The following is an 18866-nucleotide window of genomic DNA, read 5'->3' as shown; positions in this document are numbered from 1 at the left end:
TCGCTCAGCGGTTCCGCCCGTGAGCACGACATCGCGTATGCTGCCGGCCGCCGCGTCGCGTCGCAGCGTGTCGCTCGCCTCTCCCCCGGCCCCGTCCCCGTCCCTCGTGGAGCCCGCCTCGCATGATCACCTTCCGCCTCGACGCCCCTCTGCTCGCCTCGGACCTCGCCGCCGTGCCCCAGCGCGCGCGTGACATCGCGGAGCGCGGCTTCGACGGAACGTTCACGTTCGAGGGGCCGCACGAGCCGTTCATGCCGCTCTTGCTCGCGGCCGAGCACACGTCGCTCGAGATCGCGACGGGCGTGGCCATCGCCTTCGCGCGCACCCCGATGACCGCTGCCAACCTAGCCTGGGACCTCCAGCACTTCAGCAAGGGGCGCTTCACGCTCGGGCTGGGCTCGCAGATCCGCCCGCACGTCGAGTCCCGCTACAGCATGCCCTGGGGCAAGCCCGTCTCACGCATGCGCGAGTTCGTGCAGGCCTACCACGCCATCTTCGACTGCTGGATGACGGGGGCCAAGCTCGACTTCCGCGGCGAGTTCTACAAGCACACCCTCATGCCGCCCATGTTCAAGCCGGGCAAGCTCGCCGGACCGCGCCCCAAGGTCACACTCGGCGGCGTGGGCAACAACATGGTCGAGTGCGCTGGCGAGGTGGCCGACGGACACCTGGTGCACCCGCTGCACAGCCAGAAGACGCTGCAAGAGACCACGCTGCCGGCCCTCGAGCGCGGGCTGGCGCGCACGGGCCGCACGCGCGACCAGCTCGAGCTGTCCGCGCAAGTGCTGGTGGTGAGTGGCCGCGACGAGCGCGAGCAGAAGATGGTGCGCGAGGCCGTGCGCGCCCAGATCGCCTTCTACGGCTCCACCCCCGCGTACCGCCACGTGCTCGAGGCGGAGGGATACGGCGAGCTGCACCCCGAGCTGCACGCGCTCTCCAAGCAGGGTAAGTGGATGGAGATGGCCGCCCGCGTCGACGACGGCCTGCTCGGACGCATCGCGTGCGTCGGCACCCCGGACGAGGCCGCCGCCCAGCTATGCGCGCGCTACGAGGGGGTGGTCCAGCGTGTCGCCCTCGCGACCCCGATTGCGCTGTCCGGCGAGTGCGAGGCGGCGCTCGTGACCGCGCTCCACAGCTGAGCCGCCATGCAGGTCGTGACGGGGGTCAGGGACCCTCGACCAACACGGGCGCGGTCGCGGGCGTCATCACGTTCGGCATGCCGCCGCCGTTGGGGCCCCAGCAGTACACGCCGCCCGTCGCGATGGCGCATGTGACCTCGTCCGACACGTCGAGGTCGCTGACGGGACCGAGCATCACGGGCACGGGGGAGGTCGCGCACGAGCCACCATAGCTGCACGTGGCGCTCGGCGGCGGGTCGCCGTCGCCCAGCTGCCCGTTCTCGTCGGCGCCGACGCAGCGCACCTGGTTGTCGTGGCCGACCACGCAGCGATGGAACGCGCCTCCGACCGTGTAGTTGGTCGACGCTCCCCACGCGGGCGTGACGGGGACGTCGCTGATCACGGGCGTGGTCGCGCCCAGCCCCAGCTGTCCGCCGCTGTTGTCGCCCATGCACACGAGCGCGTTGCCATAGGTGACGCCACACACGTTCTGCCAGCCGACGGAGATGCTGCGCAGCGCCACGTTCGAGCGCCAGCGCACGGGGGCGGGTGAGATGCTGGGGCCGTCGCCCAGCTGCGCGCGGTAGTTCTGACCCCAGCACCAGCCCTGCCCGAATGCGCGCAGCACGCAGGCGTTCTCGTAGTTGACCGCGAGGGCGATGGCGCCCGTCAGGACGCCCGTCTCCGTCGTGGGTGCCACGACGCGCGTGGGCGTCGGCACATCGGCTCCCGAGCCCCCGTTGCCCACCTCGCCGTTCCCGTTCGCCCCCCAGCAGGCCACTGTTCCGTCGTCGAGGCGCGCGCATGCGAAGCGTCGCCCGAGGCCCAGCTCGATCGCGCTCGTCCCGGCGGGGAGGTCCACGCGGACTGGCGTGGGCGAGCAGTCGAGGCCGTTCCCGTCGCAGTCGGCGTGCGGCGCGGGCCCATCCCCGAGCTGACCGTGTCCGCCTGCGCCCCAGCAGTAGGCGCTTCCGTCCACCAGTCGCGCGCACGTGAAGTTCGCGCCGCCTTCCACTTGCTCTGCGCGCGCCGGCAGGTTCACGCGTACCGGGCGGTCGTAGACCGTGTATTGGTCGTCTCCGACTTGGCCAGCGTAGTTGCTTCCCCAGCAATACACGTTGCCGTGCTCCGAGACGGCGCACACGTGGTTGACCCCTACGCCCAGCCGGCGGGGGTCGTCGCAGTCACTGACGCACGCGTAGCGCCAGGTGCAGCCTTCGCACGGATCGGTGAAGCCAGCGTCGTAGCCCGCGTCTACGCCAGCATCCAAGACGCCTCCGTCGGGCAGCGTGCAGGCACCCTCGTCGACGACGCCGTCACAGTCGTCGTCAGCGGCGTTGCAGCGCTCGGGAGCGCCCGGTGCCTGTGAGGGGTCCTTGTCGTCGCAGTCGAGCGGCAGCAGCACGTAGCCCATCGGCGGCGAGCACGAGAGCGCGGGCGCGGGCGCGTTCACGTCTCCGAACCCGTCGCGGTCTCCGTCGCGGTACCAGGCGATGGCCACGGTGTCTTCGTCCACGCTCTCGTCGCAGTCGTTGTCGGCCACGTCGCACACCTCCGCTTGACGTGGGCTGCGCAGGGCGAGCAGGTCGTCGCAGTCGCCCCCGATGGACGAGACGCCCGCCGCACCCGCGCACGCCATGACCGGGCGCGCGCTGTTGCCCACGCCGTCGCGATCGAGGTCTTCGTACTGCGGCAGCAGGGAGTCCTCGTCCACCGTGCCGTCGCAGTCGTCGTCCACCAGGTTGCACGTCTCGGTGGCGCCAACGCCCGTCTGCGCGCGACCGTCGTCACAGTCTGGCCCGCACACGGGTTCGGCGTTCGTGCCACGGTCGTTGCAGCACGTCGCCGACACCTGGCCGTCGGCGTCCGCGTCGAGGGTTCCAACCGTCGCGAAGTCGCAGTCCTCGTCGTGTCCGTCGTCGCACGTCTCGAGGTTGCTCGGGAAGCGGTTGGCGTCCGCGTCGTCGCAGTCGTCGCCGCCGCAGCCGATCGCCGCATGACCGTCTCGGTCGGCGTCGCTGTCGAGGCTGCAGTTGGTGATGCAGTGGTCCGTCTCGTCGCAGGTCTGCCCGGCCAAGCAGGGTGGGGTGCCCAAGACGCAGCCACGCGGGTCGGCGTCCGCGCTGGCGGGCAGGCAACGCTCGGGCCCATTGCAGAACTGACCGTCGTCGCAGTCCGCGTGTTGCCCACACACCGAGGCGCTCTCGTGGCCTTGGTCTGCGGACTGCGCCTCACCGTCACCACAGCCCGCGGCCAAGGAGGCGATCAGCACACCCAGCAACACAACCACGCAGGGCTCACGCAAGGGGGCGCAAACCCAACTGACCGACGACCACACCATGGCACCGAGGGTATCGCCTTTCGCGGATGTGGCCAGTGGTCTCACGCGTCGCGTACGATCCCCCCGATGACGTCCGCGACCCCCACTCTCCCGACGCTGCTCGACGTCCAGCGGGCGCGCGAACGCATCGGCGACGCGCTCACGACCACGCCGCTGACCTATTCGCACACGCTCTCCGAGCTGACCGGCGCGCGCATCTTCCTCAAGTTCGAGAACCTGCAGTTCACGGGCTCGTTCAAGGGACGCGGCGCCCGCAACCGACTGCTGGAGGTGCCCACGGGGCGTGGCGTGATCGCGATGTCGGCCGGCAACCACGCGCAGGGGGTGGCGCACCACGCGTCGCTGCTCGGGCTGCCCGCCACCATCGTGATGCCCGCCAACACGCCTTTTACGAAGGTGGCCCGCACCCGTGCGCTGGGCGCCACCGTGGAGCTCGCAGGCCGCGACGTGATGGAGTCGGCCGTGCGCGCACGCGAGCTCGCTGCGGAGCGGGGGCTCGAGTTCATCCACCCGTTCGACGACCCAGCCGTGGTGGCAGGGCAGGGGACGCTCGGCCTCGAGATGCTCGAGCAGCGCCCGTCTCTCCATACCGTGGTGGCGCCCGTTGGGGGTGGTGGCCTGCTCGCGGGCATCACGCTGGCCGCCAGTGGGCACGAGAGCCCGGTGCGCGTCATTGGCGTGCAGAGCGAGCGCTACCCCTTCATGGCCGACCACCTGCACCACCGCGCCGCCAGCCCGGCGCCGGGGTCCACGGTCGCGGACGGCATCGCCGTGTCGCAGCCCGGTAGCATCGCGCGGAGCGTGCTCGGGTCGCACGGCGTCGACGTGTTGGTCGTGAAAGAGGCCACCATCGAGCGCGCCATCGCCATGCTGCTCGAGATCGAGAAGACCGTCGTGGAAGGCGCGGGGGCTGCACCCCTCGCCGCCTGTCTCGAGCACCCCGAGGTCTTCGCCGGACACGAGGTGGCGCTCGTGCTGTCCGGCGGCAACATCGACCCGCGCACCCTGGCGGTCGTGACGTTGCGCGGGCTCGCCAACCAGGGGCGGCTCAACCGGGTGCGTGTCGAGCTGGAGGACATCCCCGGGGGGCTCGCGCTGGTGTCCTCCATCATCGCCACCGCGGGCGCCAACGTGGTCCAGGTCGACCACGATGGCCTTGGCTCCAAGGGGGCGCGCAGCACCGTGCTCGACCTGCGCATCGACACGCTGGACGCGGCGCACGCCCGGCAGGTGATCGAGAACCTCCACACCGCCGGCGTGCGCGCCGATCTGCTCCCCTGGTAGCGACACCCTCGCGGTCGAGCGCGCGGCCTACCACGCGAAGCCCACCGTCTCGGACCTAGGGCGTTTCGAGGTAACGCCTCGGCAGGGGGCGCGTCCGAGGTCTACACGGTAGACTCTGGCCCCTCATGAGCGCCCATCCCCCTCCCAAGCACTCCCGCTCCGCGTCCTTCGCGTACATCACGCTGGCCTATGTCGTGGCCATCGCGGCGGCGTGGCTCACCGTGGCCTACTTCCCCCTCGAGAACCCGCTCTACACGGCGTTCCTCGCGGACTTCGTCGCGACCTGCGCGGTCTTCGCGTTCAGCGTCGCCTTCAGCAACTCGAGCTTCTACGACGCCTACTGGAGCGTCATCCCCCCCCTCATCGGGGCGTTCTTCCTGACCCACGCGACGGACGCCACGCTCAGCCGCCAGGCGCTGTGCCTCGGTCTGTGCACGCTCTGGGGCGTCCGCCTGACCTACAACTGGGCCGTGGGCTGGACGGGCCTGCACCACGAGGACTGGCGCTACGTCGACATCAAGGCCAAGACCGGCGCGCTCTACTGGCCCGCCAGCTTCGCCGGCATCCACATGTTCCCGACGGTCGAGGTGTTCCTGGCGTGCCTGCCCATGTGGCCGGCCATGACCTCCGACGCGCCCCTCTCGTGGATCGACGGTGTCGCCACGGTGGTGACCCTCGGGGCCATCGTGATCGAGGCCGTGGCGGACGAGCAGCTGCGCGCCTTCGCCAAGACCAAGAAGCCCGGCGAGCTCATCCAGACGGGGCTGTGGCGCTACTCGCGGCACCCCAACTACTTCGGCGAGCTGAGCTTCTGGTGGGGCATCTTCCTGTTCGGCTACGCCGCGTCGCCGGCCGACTGGACCTGGACCATCCTCGGCACGGCCGCCATCACCTTCATGTTCTTCTTCATCAGCGTCCCGATGATGGAGAAGCGTCAGCTCGAGAAGAAGCCGCACTTCGCAGGGGTCATCGCCAGCACGTCGATGCTCATCCCCTGGTTCCACCGCGCGGACGCCGCGCCCTCACCCACGGAGTAACCCATGTCTCGCTCAGTCCTGTCCGAAGACCAGATCCACCCCAACGCGCGCGCCAAGGTCACCAACAACCACGCGGACATCGTCGCAGAGGTGCAGGCGGCCGTCGCCAAGCACGACGTGGTGGTGGTGGGCATGGCCCAGAACCCGCACTGCAAGCGGGCGCGCAAGGTCCTGAACGCCAAGGGGGTGGCGTTCGAATATCTGGAGTACGGGAGCTACACCAGCCAGTGGCGGCGACGCACGGCGCTGAAGATGTGGAGCGGCTGGCCGACCTTCCCGATGGTGTTCCACAAGGGCACGCTGGTGGGCGGAGCGGACGAGGTCACCGCGCTGCTCGAGAGCGGCGGGCTGAGCTGAGGTCGACTGGCCCACGGCACGTGGCGAGCGTCCCGCGGCGTGCGCCTGGTGCGTGCAGGGCGCGTCTCACGCGTGCCGCCCGGCTAGCGCGCCCCGCCCTTGCATTCACGGGCGCTTCCGTTGGACCCTGCGGCCGCCATGCACGTACTCGTCGTCAATTGCGGTAGCTCCAGCATCAAACTCGACCTGCTCGACCCGGCCACCGGGACGCGCGTCAAGAAGGCCAGCGTGGAGCGCGTGGGCAGCGATGGCTGCGCGTTCGCGCTCGACGGGGGTGCGCAGCAGCCGCTGCCCGGGGCGGACCACCTCGCGGCGCTACAGGCCGTGCTGCCGCAGCTCACGGGTGAGCTACCTGTCGACGCGGTGGGCCACCGCGTGGTGCACGGAGGCGAGCGCTTCAACGCGCCGGTGCGCATCGACGACGAGGTCGAGGCCGCCATCGAGGCGCTGGTGCCGCTGGCGCCGCTCCACAACCCGGGCAACCTCGCGGGCATCCGCGCGGCGCGCGCCGTGCTGCCGGACGTGCCCCACGTGGCGGTCTTCGACACGGCCTTCCACGCCACCCTGCCTACGCGCGCCAAGAGCTACGCGCTGCCCACGGAGCTCGCCGCGAAGCACGGCATCCGCCGCTACGGCTTCCACGGTCCGAGTCACCAGTACGTGGCCAACCGCGCCGCCGAGGCGCTCGGCGAGGACATCCGCGACCTGCGCATCATCACCTGCCACCTGGGCAACGGCGCCAGCGTCGCCGCCGTGGAGTACGGGCGCTCGGTCGAGACCAGCATGGGCCTCACGCCGCTCGAGGGCTTGGTGATGGGCACGCGCGCGGGCGACGTGGACGCTGGCGCGCTGCTCACGCTGATGCGCGCCGAGGGCCTGGACGCCGACGCGCTCGACAAGCTGCTCAACAAGGAGTCCGGGCTCGCCGGCCTCAGCGGCGTGGGCAACGACCTGCGGGACATCGAGGCCCGCGCGGCCGAGGGCGACGAGCGCTGCCGCCTCGCCATCCAGGTCTTCTGCCACCGCCTGCGCAAGTACATCGGCGCGTACGCGGCCGTGCTGGGCGGGGTCGACGTGATCGTGTTCACGGCGGGCATCGGCGAGAACAGCGCCACCATTCGTCAACGCGTGCTGCAGCGCCTCGACTTCCTCGGCGCGCGCGTCGACGACGACAAGAACCGCAGCGCGCGCGTGTCGCAGGCCTCGCCCACCGCCGTCATCTCCGAGGACCACTCGCGCACCCGCATCCTCGTGGTGGCCACCGACGAGGCCCAGGCCATCGCGGCCGAGAGCGCCAAGCTGGCGGCGGCGGCCGACAAGGTGGAGGGTGGGGCGCGGATCCCCATCGCGATCAGCGCGCGGCACGTGCACCTCAACCGCCAGACGCTGGCGCTGCTCTTCGGGGAGGGGGCCACGCTCACGGAGCACAAGCCGCTCAGCCAGCCCGGGCAGTACGCCTGCAAGGAGAAGGTGAACATCATCGGCCCCGGCGGCCGCATCGACGGTGTGCGCGTGCTGGGCCCCGTGCGCAGCCAGAACCAGGTGGAGATCGCCCGCACGGACGAGTTCCGGCTCGGCGTGGACGCTCCTGTGCGTGACAGCGGCGACACCGCCCAGAGCGCGCCGATCACGCTGGAGGGGCCCAACGGCAGCGTGCAGCTCAGCGAGGGCCTCATCTGCGCGCGCCGCCACATCCACATGCACCCCGACGACGCGACGCGCTTCGGCGTGGCCGACAAAGACGTCGTCGAGGTCGCAGTGGACACCGAGGGCCGCGACCTCATCTTCGGGGACGTGCTGGTGCGCGTCAGCCCCAAGTACGCGCTCGAGATGCACCTCGACACGGACGAGGCCAACGCCGCCGAGATCACGCCGGATGTGGAGGGTGTGCTCGCTCCGACGCACGGCTCGGTGCGGCTGTTGCGCAAGCGCACCGAGTTCATGCACTGACGCGGGCTGTCGCCTCAGAACGGCAAACCATGCTGGATTAGGTGCATCCCGGACTGAAGAGGGTGCCTCAGAAGCACCATTAGTCCACATTTAGGGGCACCCCGGACTAAAGTCCGGGGCAGCATCCTTCCGAGCGCCCGGCTACCGCCGGGCACTCGGAAAAGTCCTCCCCACAAGGGGGAGGACTGTCCTGCTCGACGCCACCGCAAATCCAAGAACGTTCCCGCCCCGCCGAACACCCGACAGCAGTCCACGAGGCGCAGTCCGCCTCCGCAGGGGGCGGACTTCGAGCGCGCGATCACCTGAGGTCGCTGCCCCGGACTTTAGTCCGGGGTGCCCCTATTCGCGGATAATTCTGAGACAGTCACTTCAGTCCGGCTTGCCCTCAATCAGGGACAGCTAGCTTCAGTCCGCCCAAATTCGACACGCCTAGCACGGGTGAGACAGTGGTCTCGAGCCACGCGGCCAGGACACAGCTCATTGGTATGTGAAGCGCAGGTCGTAGTCGCAGATCTGGTAGACGTCGCCCTCTTGGATGGCGCGGCTGTCGATCTTGCCTCCCTGGAAGTCGATGCCGTTCGTGCTGCCCAGGTCCTTCATGTAGTAGACGCCGCCGTGGTAGACGACCGCGGCGTGGCGGCGCGAGATGTTGCCGTCCTTGATGGCCAGGTCGGCCGACTTGCTGCTGCGGCCGAGCACGAACTCGTCCTTGTTCACCGGGTACTTCTGGCCGTTGAAGATGATGAACAGCGCCGGCTTGGCGGGAGCGGGCGGGGGCACGCTCGGGAGGCGCGGCTGCACGGCGGGCAGCGGCGGCACGGACGGGCGCGCAGCGACGGGAGCCGCCGGGAGGGGCGGTACGAACGAGGCGGCGGGCGCGGCCGCGACCGGCGCCGCGACGGGCTGCTGGGGTAGCGCGGGTACCACGGGCGCGCTGGGCCCCGGCATGGTCGGCTGCGTGGGGAGCATGGGGGGCAGCGGGGGAGCGGCTGCGGGCGCGGGCGCCACGGCACCCATGGACGGGATGCTGGGACGCTGCACCGAGGCGGAGGGCCCCCGCACGCCGTAGTTCCGCGAGCGGGCGTACTGGCGCATCGACTCGTTGATCAGATAGTCCACCGAGCACTCCAGCTCGCCGCTCATCTGCTCGAAGATCTCGTACAGGTAGTCGCGGCACTGAAAGCTGCGGAGGGTCTTCTTGTTCTGGTCGGTGGCCATTCGGATTGCCTGTCGGGAAGAGAGAGCGCGGAGCGGGTAGGGGCGTGACGGGGCGGGCTACAGGGCCCGCGGCTCAGGGGGTGGCCGGAGCGGAGGGGGCAGCAGGGGCCGCCCCCTCGGCGGGCGCCGCAGCACCAGCAGGCGCAGCGGCTGCTTCAGCGGGCTCGGCCAGACGTGCACGCAGACCACGGAGCGCGGCCTCGGCGACCTTGCCCACGGTGTCCGCCGGCGGGGTGCCATCGGCCCAGTGATCGCCCGCCGTCGGCGTGCGGTCGCTCACGCGCCCCTCGAGCACGCGGACGTCGCTCTCGCCTCCGCGCCGCTCGATGAAGCGCAGCGCGATGACGCGGTTCCACCATGGGCCCGTGGCGAGCTGGCGGGTCAGCACGTCCGTGGGCGGGTCGGCCATCTGGCTCATGCGCTGGGCGTAGCCCTCCAGCTCCTCGGGCTCGTACTCGATGTCGGCCGGCGTGCTCGGAAGCCGCGTCAGGAACTCGGGCACGACGCTCGCGCCGCCGATGGAGAGGATGAGCTCGCCAGCGCGCCAGCGCAGGCGCTTGGCGGTGTCTTCGTTGTCCGTCGTGGCCATGAGCGGCCAGAGGCGCGGGATGGCAGCCATGCTGCGGATGTCGCCTACACGGTCGAACGCATCATCACGCACGCCGATGCCGTTGGTGGGGCTGACGTCCAGCGCGATGTTGAGGAGGGCCGTCAGCTGCGCTTCCCCCACGTTGCCCTCGAGGGCCTGCAGCGCCTTGCGACGCCGGTTGTTCAGGGACTCCACGAACGGCGCCGGGGTCTCGGCCGAGGGCACCGCCACCGCGATCTCCATGAGACGCGCTTGGATGGCCGGCTGGCTGCCGAGGTGCTTCATCGCGGTCAGCACACCATCGGTGATCCAGTTCTCGCGGTTGATGTGCACGGCTGCTTCGAGCCGCGCCGGGTCCAGCGTGGAGCCGTCCGCGGTCATCTGCGTGCGCAGCTCACCCTTGAGCCAGTTGAAGAACGGCTCGCCTTCGATCTCGCGTTCGATGGCCACGAGCCGCTCTGCGGCGCGCGCCTTGGTGGCGTCGTCGCCCAGCTGCGACACCAGCTCGGCGATCTTGACCATCGCCTGCTGCGGCATGCGCGGGCTGAGGGCGGCGACGAGACGACTGGCGGCAGGGGCTCCGACCGAGCGCACGATCTGCTCGACGCTGTAGTTGCCCGCGAGGCTGCGCCCGACGAAGTCGTGCACGTACCAGTCGACCACTCCGTTCACGAGCGTGGTGTGCGTCTCGCCCTGCGCGTGCGAGAGCAGCAAGTACGCCGCGTCCTTCGCCCGCACCTGCATGGGCGGCGGGCCCTGCTGCTCGTTGTGTCCGGCGGGGGTCTCGTTCATCAGCTCCAGCAGGCGCGGCGTCATGCCCGTCACGATCTGCGGGGGCAGCTCCGGGTCCTGACGCTGGAGCTCTTCGAGCGCGCGCTGCAGCAACGCGAGCCCCTCGACGTCGTTCCGCTCCATCTCCACCAGCGCTGTCGCCGCGTGGGTCCGCAGCTCGAGTGAGTAGTGCTCGCTGAGCAGGACCGCCACGATCTTGCGCGGGCCCTTCACCGTGCGTCGCCAGTAGTCGATGTCGTCCGAGTTGACCTTGCAGCCCAGCAGCGCGCTCAGCGCCAGGACCGTCAGCAGTGACCGCGCGAGGAGCCCCAGAGGGCCTCGACCACGGCGGCCGGAGGAGTGGTCGGTGAGAGGACCAGCGGGACGTGGGGAGGCGAGGAGTGTGCTGCTTCGGGTCATGAAGTACCCAGTCGGATCTCGACCGTAGAGGCCGAGCCATGGGGAAGAGCCAACAGATGGGCGGGGTCGGGCCAGGGCCCGAGAGCCGGACGTATTCCGGCGGGCGGCGCGAGTCGTCTAGGACAGGCGTCCCCCCAAAGACGATGGACAGAGACGATGGACAGAACGGAGAACGGAATCGGGTGACGACAACGAACGGGCTGCACAGAGCGCAGAACCCGACGTGATAGTAGAGGATTCACCCGTACGATCAAGAGTCTCGTGCCGCTCCGATTTCTTGACCTGCGGGAACTCGAACCGGTAGGCTGGGTGTGCGAAGGAACGCACTTGCCCACACAAACGCATACATCCACTCACATGAAGCCCCGGTCGCGCGCCGAAAAGGCGAGCCCCGCCGTGGATCCCGGTCTCGGCCGTCGCCACGAGGTGCTGGGCATCTTCGCCGCGACGTGGGCGCTGCTGATGGGCCTCTCGCTGTGGTCCTATGACGCCGCAGGGGGTGACAACTTGGTGGGGCCTGTGGGCACCGGGATCGCCAGCGCCCTCGCGACGGCGTTCGGGGTCGCCGCGTGCTTGCTGCCCATCGAGCTCGGGCTGGCGGCGCGGCGCCTGTTCAGCGGGCGGCGCGGGTTGCTCGGGGCCGCCACCATCGCGTCCACGTTGGTCATCGTGTTCATTGGGTGCGCGCTGCTGCACCTGGCCATGCCAGACGAGCAGGTCTTCGGCGGGCACCTGCCTGGCGGGCGCATCGGCGAAGTCCTCGGCGAAGTCCTGCGGTCGCTGTTCGGCCTCGCCGGCGCCGTCGTGCTCGGGTTCGCCATCCTGCTCATCACGCTGGTCCTGCGGACCCCCGTGTCCGTGGTCGACGCCGCGCGCATCGCCGCCGGGGCGTCCACGCGCGCGTTCGTCCGCGTGCGTGACGGCCTCACGGCGGTGGCGGAGGCTTGGCGCGAGGCCAAGGCCCTCGAGGCGGCGGAGCGTGCGCAGCAGCGCGCGCTGCTGGAGCCCAAGGTCATCACGGGGGGGTCGACCAAGGGCGCGTCGAGCACGCTCGATACCGGCCTGGTCACGTGGGACGACGAGGGCGACGCGCCCAGCGCGGACGGCGGGAGCCGTGCGCTGCACGACGACCTGGACGATCAGGACGACGACGAGCTGGATGCCGACGAGGACCTCGACGACGAGGAGGGCGACACCGACGAACGTCTGGACGGCGCCGACGCCGAAGACGAGCAGGATCGCTCGGCGCTGCGGGCCGTGGCGACCGCTGCGGGCGTCTCCGCTTCGGCGCGTGTCGCGACGGCACGCGCGGTCCCCAGTTCCCCGCCCGTCGCGGACGACGACGCCAACCTGGACGACGCGGGCGAGGATGACGATGGGGACGACGAGGACGACGCACTGAGCGTGGACGACAACGAGGTGTCCGTGGTCGCGGTGCGACCGACGCGCGCCGTCAAGCAGGCCCCGGCACACCCCAAGATCGTGGTGCCCGAGCACATGCGCCGGGAGACCATCGAGCGCGAGCGCGTGCAGGTGGTGCGCGAGGCGCGCGGCGCGTTCGAGCTGCCCGGCACCGACCTGCTGGACGAGCCCTCCAGTGAAGAGGTGCAGCAGGATCCGGCGGATCTCAAGCGCCTGGCCGAGCTGCTGGTGCGCACGCTCGACGCCTACAAGATCAAGGGGCGCGTGGACGAGATCCACCCCGGCCCCGTCGTGACCATGTACGAGTTCGAGCCCGAGAGCGGCACCAAGGTCAGCAAGATCCGCGGCCTCGCGGACGACCTGGCCATGGCCCTCGCGGTCGAGAAGGTGCGCATCGTGGCGCCCATCCCGGGCAAGGCGCGCGTGGGCTTCGAGCTGCCCAACACGGTGCGCCAGACGGTCTCGCTGCGCGAGATCCTCGAGCTGCGCGAGTGGCAGGACCACCGCGGCCACCTGCCCGTCGCGTTCGGCAAGGACATTGCGGGCAAGCCCGTGTATGGCGACCTCAGCAAGATGCCCCACCTGCTGGTCGCGGGTGCCACGGGCGCGGGCAAGAGCGTCGGGCTGAACGTCATGCTCGTCTCGCTGCTTGCGAAGAAGACGCCCGAAGAGGTGCGCATGCTCATGATCGACCCGAAGGTCGTCGAGCTGGCGGTCTTCGACGGCATCCCGCACATGCTGCTGCCGGTGGTGACCGACATGAGCAAGGCCGCGCTCGCGCTGAAGTGGGCCGTGGACGAGATGGAGCGCCGCTACCAGCTCTTCGCGGACGCGGGCTCGAAGAACATCATCACCTTCAACCGCAAGGTGGAGCGCGTTCACGCGGGCGAGCTCGAGGTGGAGAAGTTCATGCCGCGCCGGGCCGGGAAGGTCACGGCGCAGGGCATCGATGGCGAAGAAGTGCTGCTCGACCCCGACGACGAAGCGCCGGACGCGTGCGACAACCTTCCGGAGAAGCTCCCGTACATCGTGGTGGTCGTCGACGAGTTCGCCGACCTGATGATGGTCGCTGCGAAGGACGTCGAGACCTGCATCGCGCGACTGGCGCAGAAGGCGCGCGCGGCCGGCATCCACGTGATCCTCGCGACGCAGCGCCCCAGCGTCGACGTCATCACGGGCATGATCAAGGCCAACTTCCCGTGCCGCATCGCGTTCAAGGTCTCGAGCCAGCCAGACAGCAAGACCATCCTCAACCGGCAGGGCGCGGAGCACCTGCTGGGGCGCGGCGACATGCTGATGATCCCGCCGGGGTCGAGTGACCTGCAGCGTGTGCACTCGGCGTTCATCGACGAGCACGAGGTGGAGAAGGTGTGCGACCACCTGCGCGCGCAGGGCAAGCCCACGTACGACGAGAACATCCTCAAGCCCCGCGACGAAGAGGAGGGCCTGCCCGCCTCGGAGAGCGACGACCCCCTCTACGACAAGGCCGTCGCGGTGGTGGCCGAGGAGGGCTCGTGCTCCATCAGCCGCCTGCAGCGCAAGCTCAAGGTGGGCTACAACAAGGCCGCCACGCTGGTGGAGGTCATGGAGCAGAACGGCGTCGTGGGGCCACCCAACGGCAAGGCTGGGGGGCGCCGCGAGGTGCTCATCCAGTCGCACTGAGCGGCTCGTCCCCCGGCTCTCGGGTGGGTGTCCCGCGCGCAGCTGAAGCGCCGCGTTGCCGCGCAGCCTCCAACCCGACGTCCGGTAGGTGGTAGGCTTCGAGGTCATGGACGCTGATGAGCCTCGTCACGCGCTGCGCTTGCTCGCGCACGGTCTCACCCTTGCTCTCCGAGGGGGGCTCGCGCTCGGCGCCCTCGGCATGAGCGCGTGCCCCGCGCTGCCCATGGGCGAGACGACCGCGACCGAGCCGGTGCAAGCGCGCAGCGCCTCCCTCGAGCAGGCTGAAGAGCCGGCGCCGGAGGACGCTGAGGGGCGCTTCGCCGTGCACGAGTGGGGGCTGGTGGTGGCCGGCGCGCAGGGCGGGCTCACCATGGCCACCTCCCCCACGGCCGGCGGCCAGCCGCGCGAGCCCCGCCCCCCGAGCTTCGATGGGCGCAATCTGGCGCCTGGGAAGCCCGTGTTCTACGTGCACCTCGACGACGGGCTCGACGCAGCGCGCATTCGCGTCGCCGTGCGCTCCGCCTCGCGTGGACGCGTGGTCGAGCACTTCCCCCCCGCCGTGCGCCAAGAACGCAACACGGGGCTCTCCTGGGACGAGGTGCTGGCGCGCCGTGGCGCCTGCCGAGGCGTGTATCCGACCCTGACCGACGAGGCCTGCCAGACCCACGACGGGGTGTGCGAGCTGGCCGAGCTGAGCGCGTACGAGACCACCGAGGCCGCGTGTCTGGAGGTGGGCGGCGTGCAGGCCGGGTTGCTCTTCTATCGGATGGTGGGGGCCCGGGACACTCTGCCGCTCGACGTGCGCGCGAACCAAGACGGGAGCGTCCAGCTACGGTCGGTGGGCGCCCCGCCCACGGGCCTCGTGCTGCGCATCCACCGCGATCCGCTCGCTGCCAACACGACCGTGCGCGTGGTGCAGCTGGATGCAGACGGGCGCGCGCAGGTGCCGGCGGTGGGCGCGTCGGGCCGGCTCCCTGCCCAGCAAGGGGTGGCGCTGTTGTCGGCGGCCCTCGACGAAGCGGGGCTGACCCCTCTCGAGCGCGACGCGTTTCTGCGCGCGTGGCGGACGGCCCTGTTCGGCGCGGGTCCGGGCGACCCGCCGGCGAGCCCCAACGCGGGGCCGGACGCGCACCCCCTCGCGCCCGTCGCCGACGCGCTGCTGTACTTCTGGCCGCGGGCCGAGATCGACGCTGCGTTGCCGCTGACCATCGAGCCCACCCCGCGCGAGGTGCGGCGCGTCTTCGCCGTGCGGGTGGACCTCACGGCCAGGGCGCCTGCAGCGCATGGACACGACGCCCCTTCCGCGTCACGGTAGCGGCCATGAGCGACACCATCCAGAACGACACGGTCGTGCACCTCCACTACGTGCTCAAGGACGACTCGGGCGCGGAGCTCGACCGATCGCACGACGACGAGCCGCTCACCTACCTCCACGGCCACGGCAACATCGTGCCGGGGCTCGAGGAGGCGCTCACCGGAAAGGCCGTGGGCGACGCGCTCGACGTGGTGGTACCGCCCGAGAAGGGCTATGGCCTGCGCAACGGCAAGCTGCAGAAGGTGCCCCGTTCGGCGTTCTCGGATGGCGCCGAGCTACGCGTCGGCATGCAGGTCATGAGCCGCGACGAGCAGGGCCGGGCGTTCCCCATGTGGATCGCCAAGCTGCAGGGCAGCACGGTGGTGCTGGACGCCAACCACCCGCTCGCGGGCGTCACGCTGCACTTCAGCGTCAAGGTGGACGGGACGCGGGCGGCGACGCCTGACGAGCTGAAGCACGGCCACGCGCACGGGCGCGACGGCCACCATCACCATCACTGAGCCTGCTCGGCTCGTGCTGCGCGCCGCGCCGCGACGTAGCCACCCAGACGGAACGACAGCGTGAGGCTGAGCGACGACTGCTCGTTCCAGACCACGCTGTCGCGCTCCCCGTCGGGGTCGGGGTGGTTGGCCAGCGTGGCGTAGGCCAGCGTGAGCGTGAGGTAGTCGCGGAAGTCGTAGCCCACGCTCACGCTGAGCTCGGTCAGCGTGCGCACGTGGTCACCGCCATCGTCGAGACACACGGGGGTTGGGCTGGTGTCCACCTGCACGCACGCGTTCGCGAGGCGGTGCGCGTGGTTGACGTCCAGCACCAACGCCATGGACAGCGTCCAGCGCGGGCGGGGGATGAGCAGCGCCTGCCCGATGAGCGTGAACGTGCCGATGGTGGTGGTGAAGCCACCGGCCTGCTCGCACGCCGTGCTGCGCCCGAAGCCGCTCTGCTCACACGCGAAGTCGTCGCGACGGCGGGTGCGGATGACGTCGCTGCTGGAGAGCCACGCGCGGTAGCTGGCCCAGCCATACAGCACGAAGCCGGAGAGCACGTCGAACGAGCGGATGGCCAGCAGCCCGCCGCCCAGGTTCAGCGAGCGGCGCGCGCCCTGAGACACCAGCGAGGTGGGCAGGCGCAGCAGCGCGAGCCACGTGAGCGACACCCCGCCTGGGCGCGCACGCATCGTGTAGCGCGCGTCGAGGCGCGTGTCCTCGAGCCACACCTGGCGCGTCTTGGAGGTGACGTCCGACTGCGTCATCTCCAGTGAGACGTCTTGCCGCGCGCCCACGGTCAAGCGCTCGGTGGCGTTCCAGCGTGGGCTCACGCTGAGCGACCACGTGTAGGTGGGGTCGTAGGTGAGCTGCGAGCTGCGCCGGAAGCCGCGCAGGTTGAACGCCTGGGCGAACGAGATGGGCACCTCCCACGAGATGCCCTCGGCGGTGGGGCTGACGGACTGCGCGCGGGCCGCGGCGCTCAGCGGGTCCGTGTCTTCCTCGGCGGGCTCTGTCGGGGCTGGGGTGGATTGCGTGGCGCCGTCTTCTTCGGCGGCGTCGCTGCTGGGCGAGGCCGGGGCCGACTGGGCGCTCACGCTGCTGGTCGCGCCGGTGGTGGCCGCGCACAGCCACCCAACGAGCACGACCAGCCTGCGGTTCACCAGACCTGGTTGCCGAAGTAGACGGTGAGCCCCCAGATGATCACGTGCACGACGGGGATCATCAGGAAGTAGCCCATGGCGGTGTTGTCAGAGTGCTTCGTCGGCTCCATGCGGCGAGAGCTATCACACGTTGGGGCGCGAAGCACGCCTCAACGTGTCCGGTTGGTCGTGGCGGTGGCGGGCTGGGGAGACGTGATCGCGTGCGGGAGAGGGGAGCCCCGAGCCTGGTGTCCTCGTGGACGCGGCTCCACGCCGATGGATGCAGGCCGTCCCGGAACGACGCGGCGCGCCCCCATGGGTGGCGTGGGGTGCGTCGCCGCCACTCGGCTCGGGGCTCCCCTCTCCCTCGGTGACGTCTCTGAGCTCGGCTGGGCTCAGTCCAGGGGGGTGCGGGCGCACTCGACGTCTTGCATGGAGACGGTGTCGGAGAGGTCGCTGACGACCTCGAAGTCGGTCCAGGCGAGGCCGGCATCGCGCAGGTCGTCGGGGCCGAGGGCGATGTCGGCGTCCTCCCACGAGGCGCCGCTGAACGTGTCGTTGCTGGCGATGAAGGTCACGTTGCCGCCGTCCGCGTGGATCATGCCGTACTCCATGAGCGCCTCGGCCATGGCGCGGGCGCCGGGGGAGAGCCCGCTGGTGTCGAAGTCGGGTCGCAGGCGCAGACGGACGCCGTAGGGGGGTGGTGTGGTCCCGTTCGGGCCGGAGGTGGGCTGCCCGTGGCGCGCGACGGTCAGCGGGTTGTGCGTCGCGGGGCGCACGTACACGTGGCGCTGCACCGCCTCGTTCGGGAGGATGAAGCGCAGCGCGTGGCGGATGGCGCCTGCGCGCACCTGCAGTGGGGTCACGAGCAGCGGGGTGATGGGCAGCCCGGCGGCGTCCGCGCTGGTGCAGCTGAGGCCGCGCAGGTCGCTCGCGACGGTGGACGCGTCCCACACGGCCAGGCAGCCGCCCTCGAACGTCCCGAGCACGTCGTTGGCGCGCCACATCTCGTACAGCTGACAGCTGGCGGTCTGCAGCACGGTCAGATGGCAGTCCCCGTCGTCGTTGCAGACGTAGTCGGGCTCTCCCTCCAGCCGGCCGGTGCTGGGCACGGGGATGGGCACGGGGTCGCAGTGCGTGTCGTAGAAGTCGTCCGTCGGCGTGAAGCTGTACGTGTCGGTGCTGGCGTTCGCGGCGAGCGGGTTGAACCCGTAGTTGTCGTCGCTGTTCCCGAGGTCGATGCGGAAGGTCTGGCCACCGTCCACCACTGCGTCCAGGTAGCGGATGATCGCGTCGGAGCCGGGGTCCACGCACGTGTCGCGCACCGACTGGTTCCACGGCGCGGACGGCGGGAACAGCTGTCCCACGGCGGCCCCACAGCGCCCGTCGAAGAGCTCGCCCGGGCTGGTGCTGGGCCCTGGGGGTGAAGCGTTCACGGCCGCCGTGGTGACCGGAGTCGGCTGACACACGCCGCCCCCGTCTCGACGGCCGAGATCGCTCGTGGAGCTTCCGCCGTCGCGTCCGCCGTTGTTGCCGCTGCCACCACCGCAGCCAGATCCCGCCGCGAGCGTCAGCAGCAACCCGACCACAACCCCACGCGTTCCGTAAACCATGACCAACTGGCTACATCAGCCGCGCGGTTCCGTCCAGGGTGTACGCGTCACGGGGCTCCCCGGCGGAGCGCCGAACGCGCTCGTGGGGGCTGCGGGAGCTTCCCCGAACGGCGCAGCGGTCGCGGGTGGGGCCGAGGGGCCCGGA

The 18866-nt window shown here is 70.6% G+C and carries 13 protein-coding genes; 8 read left to right on the top strand and 5 right to left on the bottom strand.

Going from position 1 to position 18866, the window contains the following annotated elements; translation table 11 throughout:
• Positions 1 to 122 precede the first annotated feature (122 nt).
• On the top strand, positions 123 to 1139 hold the full coding sequence (locus H6726_17865; protein ID MCB9659517.1) for a TIGR03617 family F420-dependent LLM class oxidoreductase: 1017 nt from the start codon (positions 123 to 125) through the stop codon (positions 1137 to 1139).
• A 25-nt stretch (positions 1140 to 1164) separates the two neighbouring features.
• Here the strand turns inward: H6726_17865 and H6726_17860 are convergent, their stop codons facing one another.
• On the bottom strand, positions 1165 to 3459 hold the full coding sequence (locus tag H6726_17860; GenBank protein MCB9659516.1) for a hypothetical protein: 2295 nt from the start codon (positions 3457 to 3459) through the stop codon (positions 1165 to 1167).
• Between the two features lie 66 nt (positions 3460 to 3525).
• Here H6726_17860 and H6726_17855 point away from each other — a divergent pair, with 66 nt between their 5' ends.
• The 4 genes from H6726_17855 to H6726_17840 all read left to right on the top strand — a co-directional run bounded on the left by H6726_17855 (position 3526) and on the right by H6726_17840 (position 8087).
• Positions 3526 to 4743, top strand: a complete 1218-nt coding sequence (locus tag H6726_17855; GenBank protein MCB9659515.1) for a threonine ammonia-lyase — start codon at positions 3526 to 3528, stop codon at positions 4741 to 4743.
• A 125-nt stretch (positions 4744 to 4868) separates the two neighbouring features.
• The gene (locus H6726_17850) at positions 4869 to 5780 is read left to right on the top strand and encodes a DUF1295 domain-containing protein (protein ID MCB9659514.1); all 912 of its coding nucleotides are present in this window, start codon (positions 4869 to 4871) and stop codon (positions 5778 to 5780) included.
• Positions 5781 to 5783: 3 nt separating this feature from the next.
• On the top strand, positions 5784 to 6137 hold the full coding sequence (locus H6726_17845) for a glutaredoxin (protein ID MCB9659513.1): 354 nt from the start codon (positions 5784 to 5786) through the stop codon (positions 6135 to 6137).
• A gap of 138 nt (positions 6138 to 6275) precedes the next feature.
• Positions 6276 to 8087: an acetate/propionate family kinase gene (locus tag H6726_17840; protein MCB9659512.1), complete on the top strand. Its 1812-nt coding sequence runs from the start codon at positions 6276 to 6278 to the stop codon at positions 8085 to 8087.
• Positions 8088 to 8564: 477 nt separating this feature from the next.
• Here the strand turns inward: H6726_17840 and H6726_17835 are convergent, their stop codons facing one another.
• Both H6726_17835 and H6726_17830 read right to left on the bottom strand, forming a co-directional pair.
• Positions 8565 to 9305, bottom strand: coding sequence for an FHA domain-containing protein (locus tag H6726_17835; GenBank protein ID MCB9659511.1), 741 nt, complete (start codon positions 9303 to 9305; stop codon positions 8565 to 8567).
• Between the two features lie 73 nt (positions 9306 to 9378).
• The gene (locus H6726_17830) at positions 9379 to 11085 is read right to left on the bottom strand and encodes a hypothetical protein (protein ID MCB9659510.1); all 1707 of its coding nucleotides are present in this window, start codon (positions 11083 to 11085) and stop codon (positions 9379 to 9381) included.
• A 357-nt stretch (positions 11086 to 11442) separates the two neighbouring features.
• On the opposite strand from H6726_17830, the gene H6726_17825 reads away from it, so the two are divergent.
• The 3 genes from H6726_17825 to H6726_17815 all read left to right on the top strand — a co-directional run bounded on the left by H6726_17825 (position 11443) and on the right by H6726_17815 (position 15984).
• Positions 11443 to 14169, top strand: coding sequence for a DNA translocase FtsK 4TM domain-containing protein (locus H6726_17825; protein MCB9659509.1), 2727 nt, complete (start codon positions 11443 to 11445; stop codon positions 14167 to 14169).
• Between the two features lie 106 nt (positions 14170 to 14275).
• Positions 14276 to 15484, top strand: coding sequence for a hypothetical protein (locus H6726_17820; protein ID MCB9659508.1), 1209 nt, complete (start codon positions 14276 to 14278; stop codon positions 15482 to 15484).
• A gap of 5 nt (positions 15485 to 15489) precedes the next feature.
• Positions 15490 to 15984, top strand: coding sequence for a peptidylprolyl isomerase (locus H6726_17815; GenBank protein ID MCB9659507.1), 495 nt, complete (start codon positions 15490 to 15492; stop codon positions 15982 to 15984).
• Here the strand turns inward: H6726_17815 and H6726_17810 are convergent.
• Entirely contained in the window at positions 15978 to 17129 is a 1152-nt protein-coding gene (locus H6726_17810; protein ID MCB9659506.1) for a hypothetical protein, read from the bottom strand. The two genes, H6726_17815 and H6726_17810, sit on opposite strands and share 7 nt — an antisense overlap.
• A 374-nt stretch (positions 17130 to 17503) precedes the next feature.
• On the bottom strand, positions 17504 to 18721 hold the full coding sequence (locus tag H6726_17805) for a hypothetical protein (protein MCB9659505.1): 1218 nt from the start codon (positions 18719 to 18721) through the stop codon (positions 17504 to 17506).
• Between the last annotated feature and the right edge of the window lie 145 nt (positions 18722 to 18866).

This window comes from Sandaracinaceae bacterium (assembly GCA_020633055.1).
Taxonomy (GTDB): domain Bacteria; phylum Myxococcota_A; class Polyangia; order Polyangiales; family Houyiibacteriaceae; genus JADJJE01.
The sequence above is the reverse complement of the archived record's forward strand: the minus strand, read 5'-3'. Positions and strand labels throughout refer to the sequence as shown.

Excerpts from the sequence above, each read along its gene's own strand:
- H6726_17865 (MCB9659517.1), top strand. The coding sequence starts at position 123 with ATGATCACCTTCCGCCTCGACGCCCCTCTGCTCGCCTCGGACCTCGCC.
- H6726_17860 (MCB9659516.1), bottom strand. The coding sequence starts at position 3,459 with ATGGTGTGGTCGTCGGTCAGTTGGGTTTGCGCCCCCTTGCGTGAGCCC.
- H6726_17855 (MCB9659515.1), top strand. The coding sequence starts at position 3,526 with ATGACGTCCGCGACCCCCACTCTCCCGACGCTGCTCGACGTCCAGCGG.
- H6726_17850 (MCB9659514.1), top strand. The coding sequence starts at position 4,869 with ATGAGCGCCCATCCCCCTCCCAAGCACTCCCGCTCCGCGTCCTTCGCG.
- H6726_17845 (MCB9659513.1), top strand. The coding sequence starts at position 5,784 with ATGTCTCGCTCAGTCCTGTCCGAAGACCAGATCCACCCCAACGCGCGC.
- H6726_17840 (MCB9659512.1), top strand. The coding sequence starts at position 6,276 with ATGCACGTACTCGTCGTCAATTGCGGTAGCTCCAGCATCAAACTCGAC.
- H6726_17835 (MCB9659511.1), bottom strand. The coding sequence starts at position 9,305 with ATGGCCACCGACCAGAACAAGAAGACCCTCCGCAGCTTTCAGTGCCGC.
- H6726_17830 (MCB9659510.1), bottom strand. The coding sequence starts at position 11,085 with ATGACCCGAAGCAGCACACTCCTCGCCTCCCCACGTCCCGCTGGTCCT.
- H6726_17825 (MCB9659509.1), top strand. The coding sequence starts at position 11,443 with ATGAAGCCCCGGTCGCGCGCCGAAAAGGCGAGCCCCGCCGTGGATCCC.
- H6726_17820 (MCB9659508.1), top strand. The coding sequence starts at position 14,276 with ATGGACGCTGATGAGCCTCGTCACGCGCTGCGCTTGCTCGCGCACGGT.
- H6726_17815 (MCB9659507.1), top strand. The coding sequence starts at position 15,490 with ATGAGCGACACCATCCAGAACGACACGGTCGTGCACCTCCACTACGTG.
- H6726_17805 (MCB9659505.1), bottom strand. The coding sequence starts at position 18,721 with ATGGTTTACGGAACGCGTGGGGTTGTGGTCGGGTTGCTGCTGACGCTC.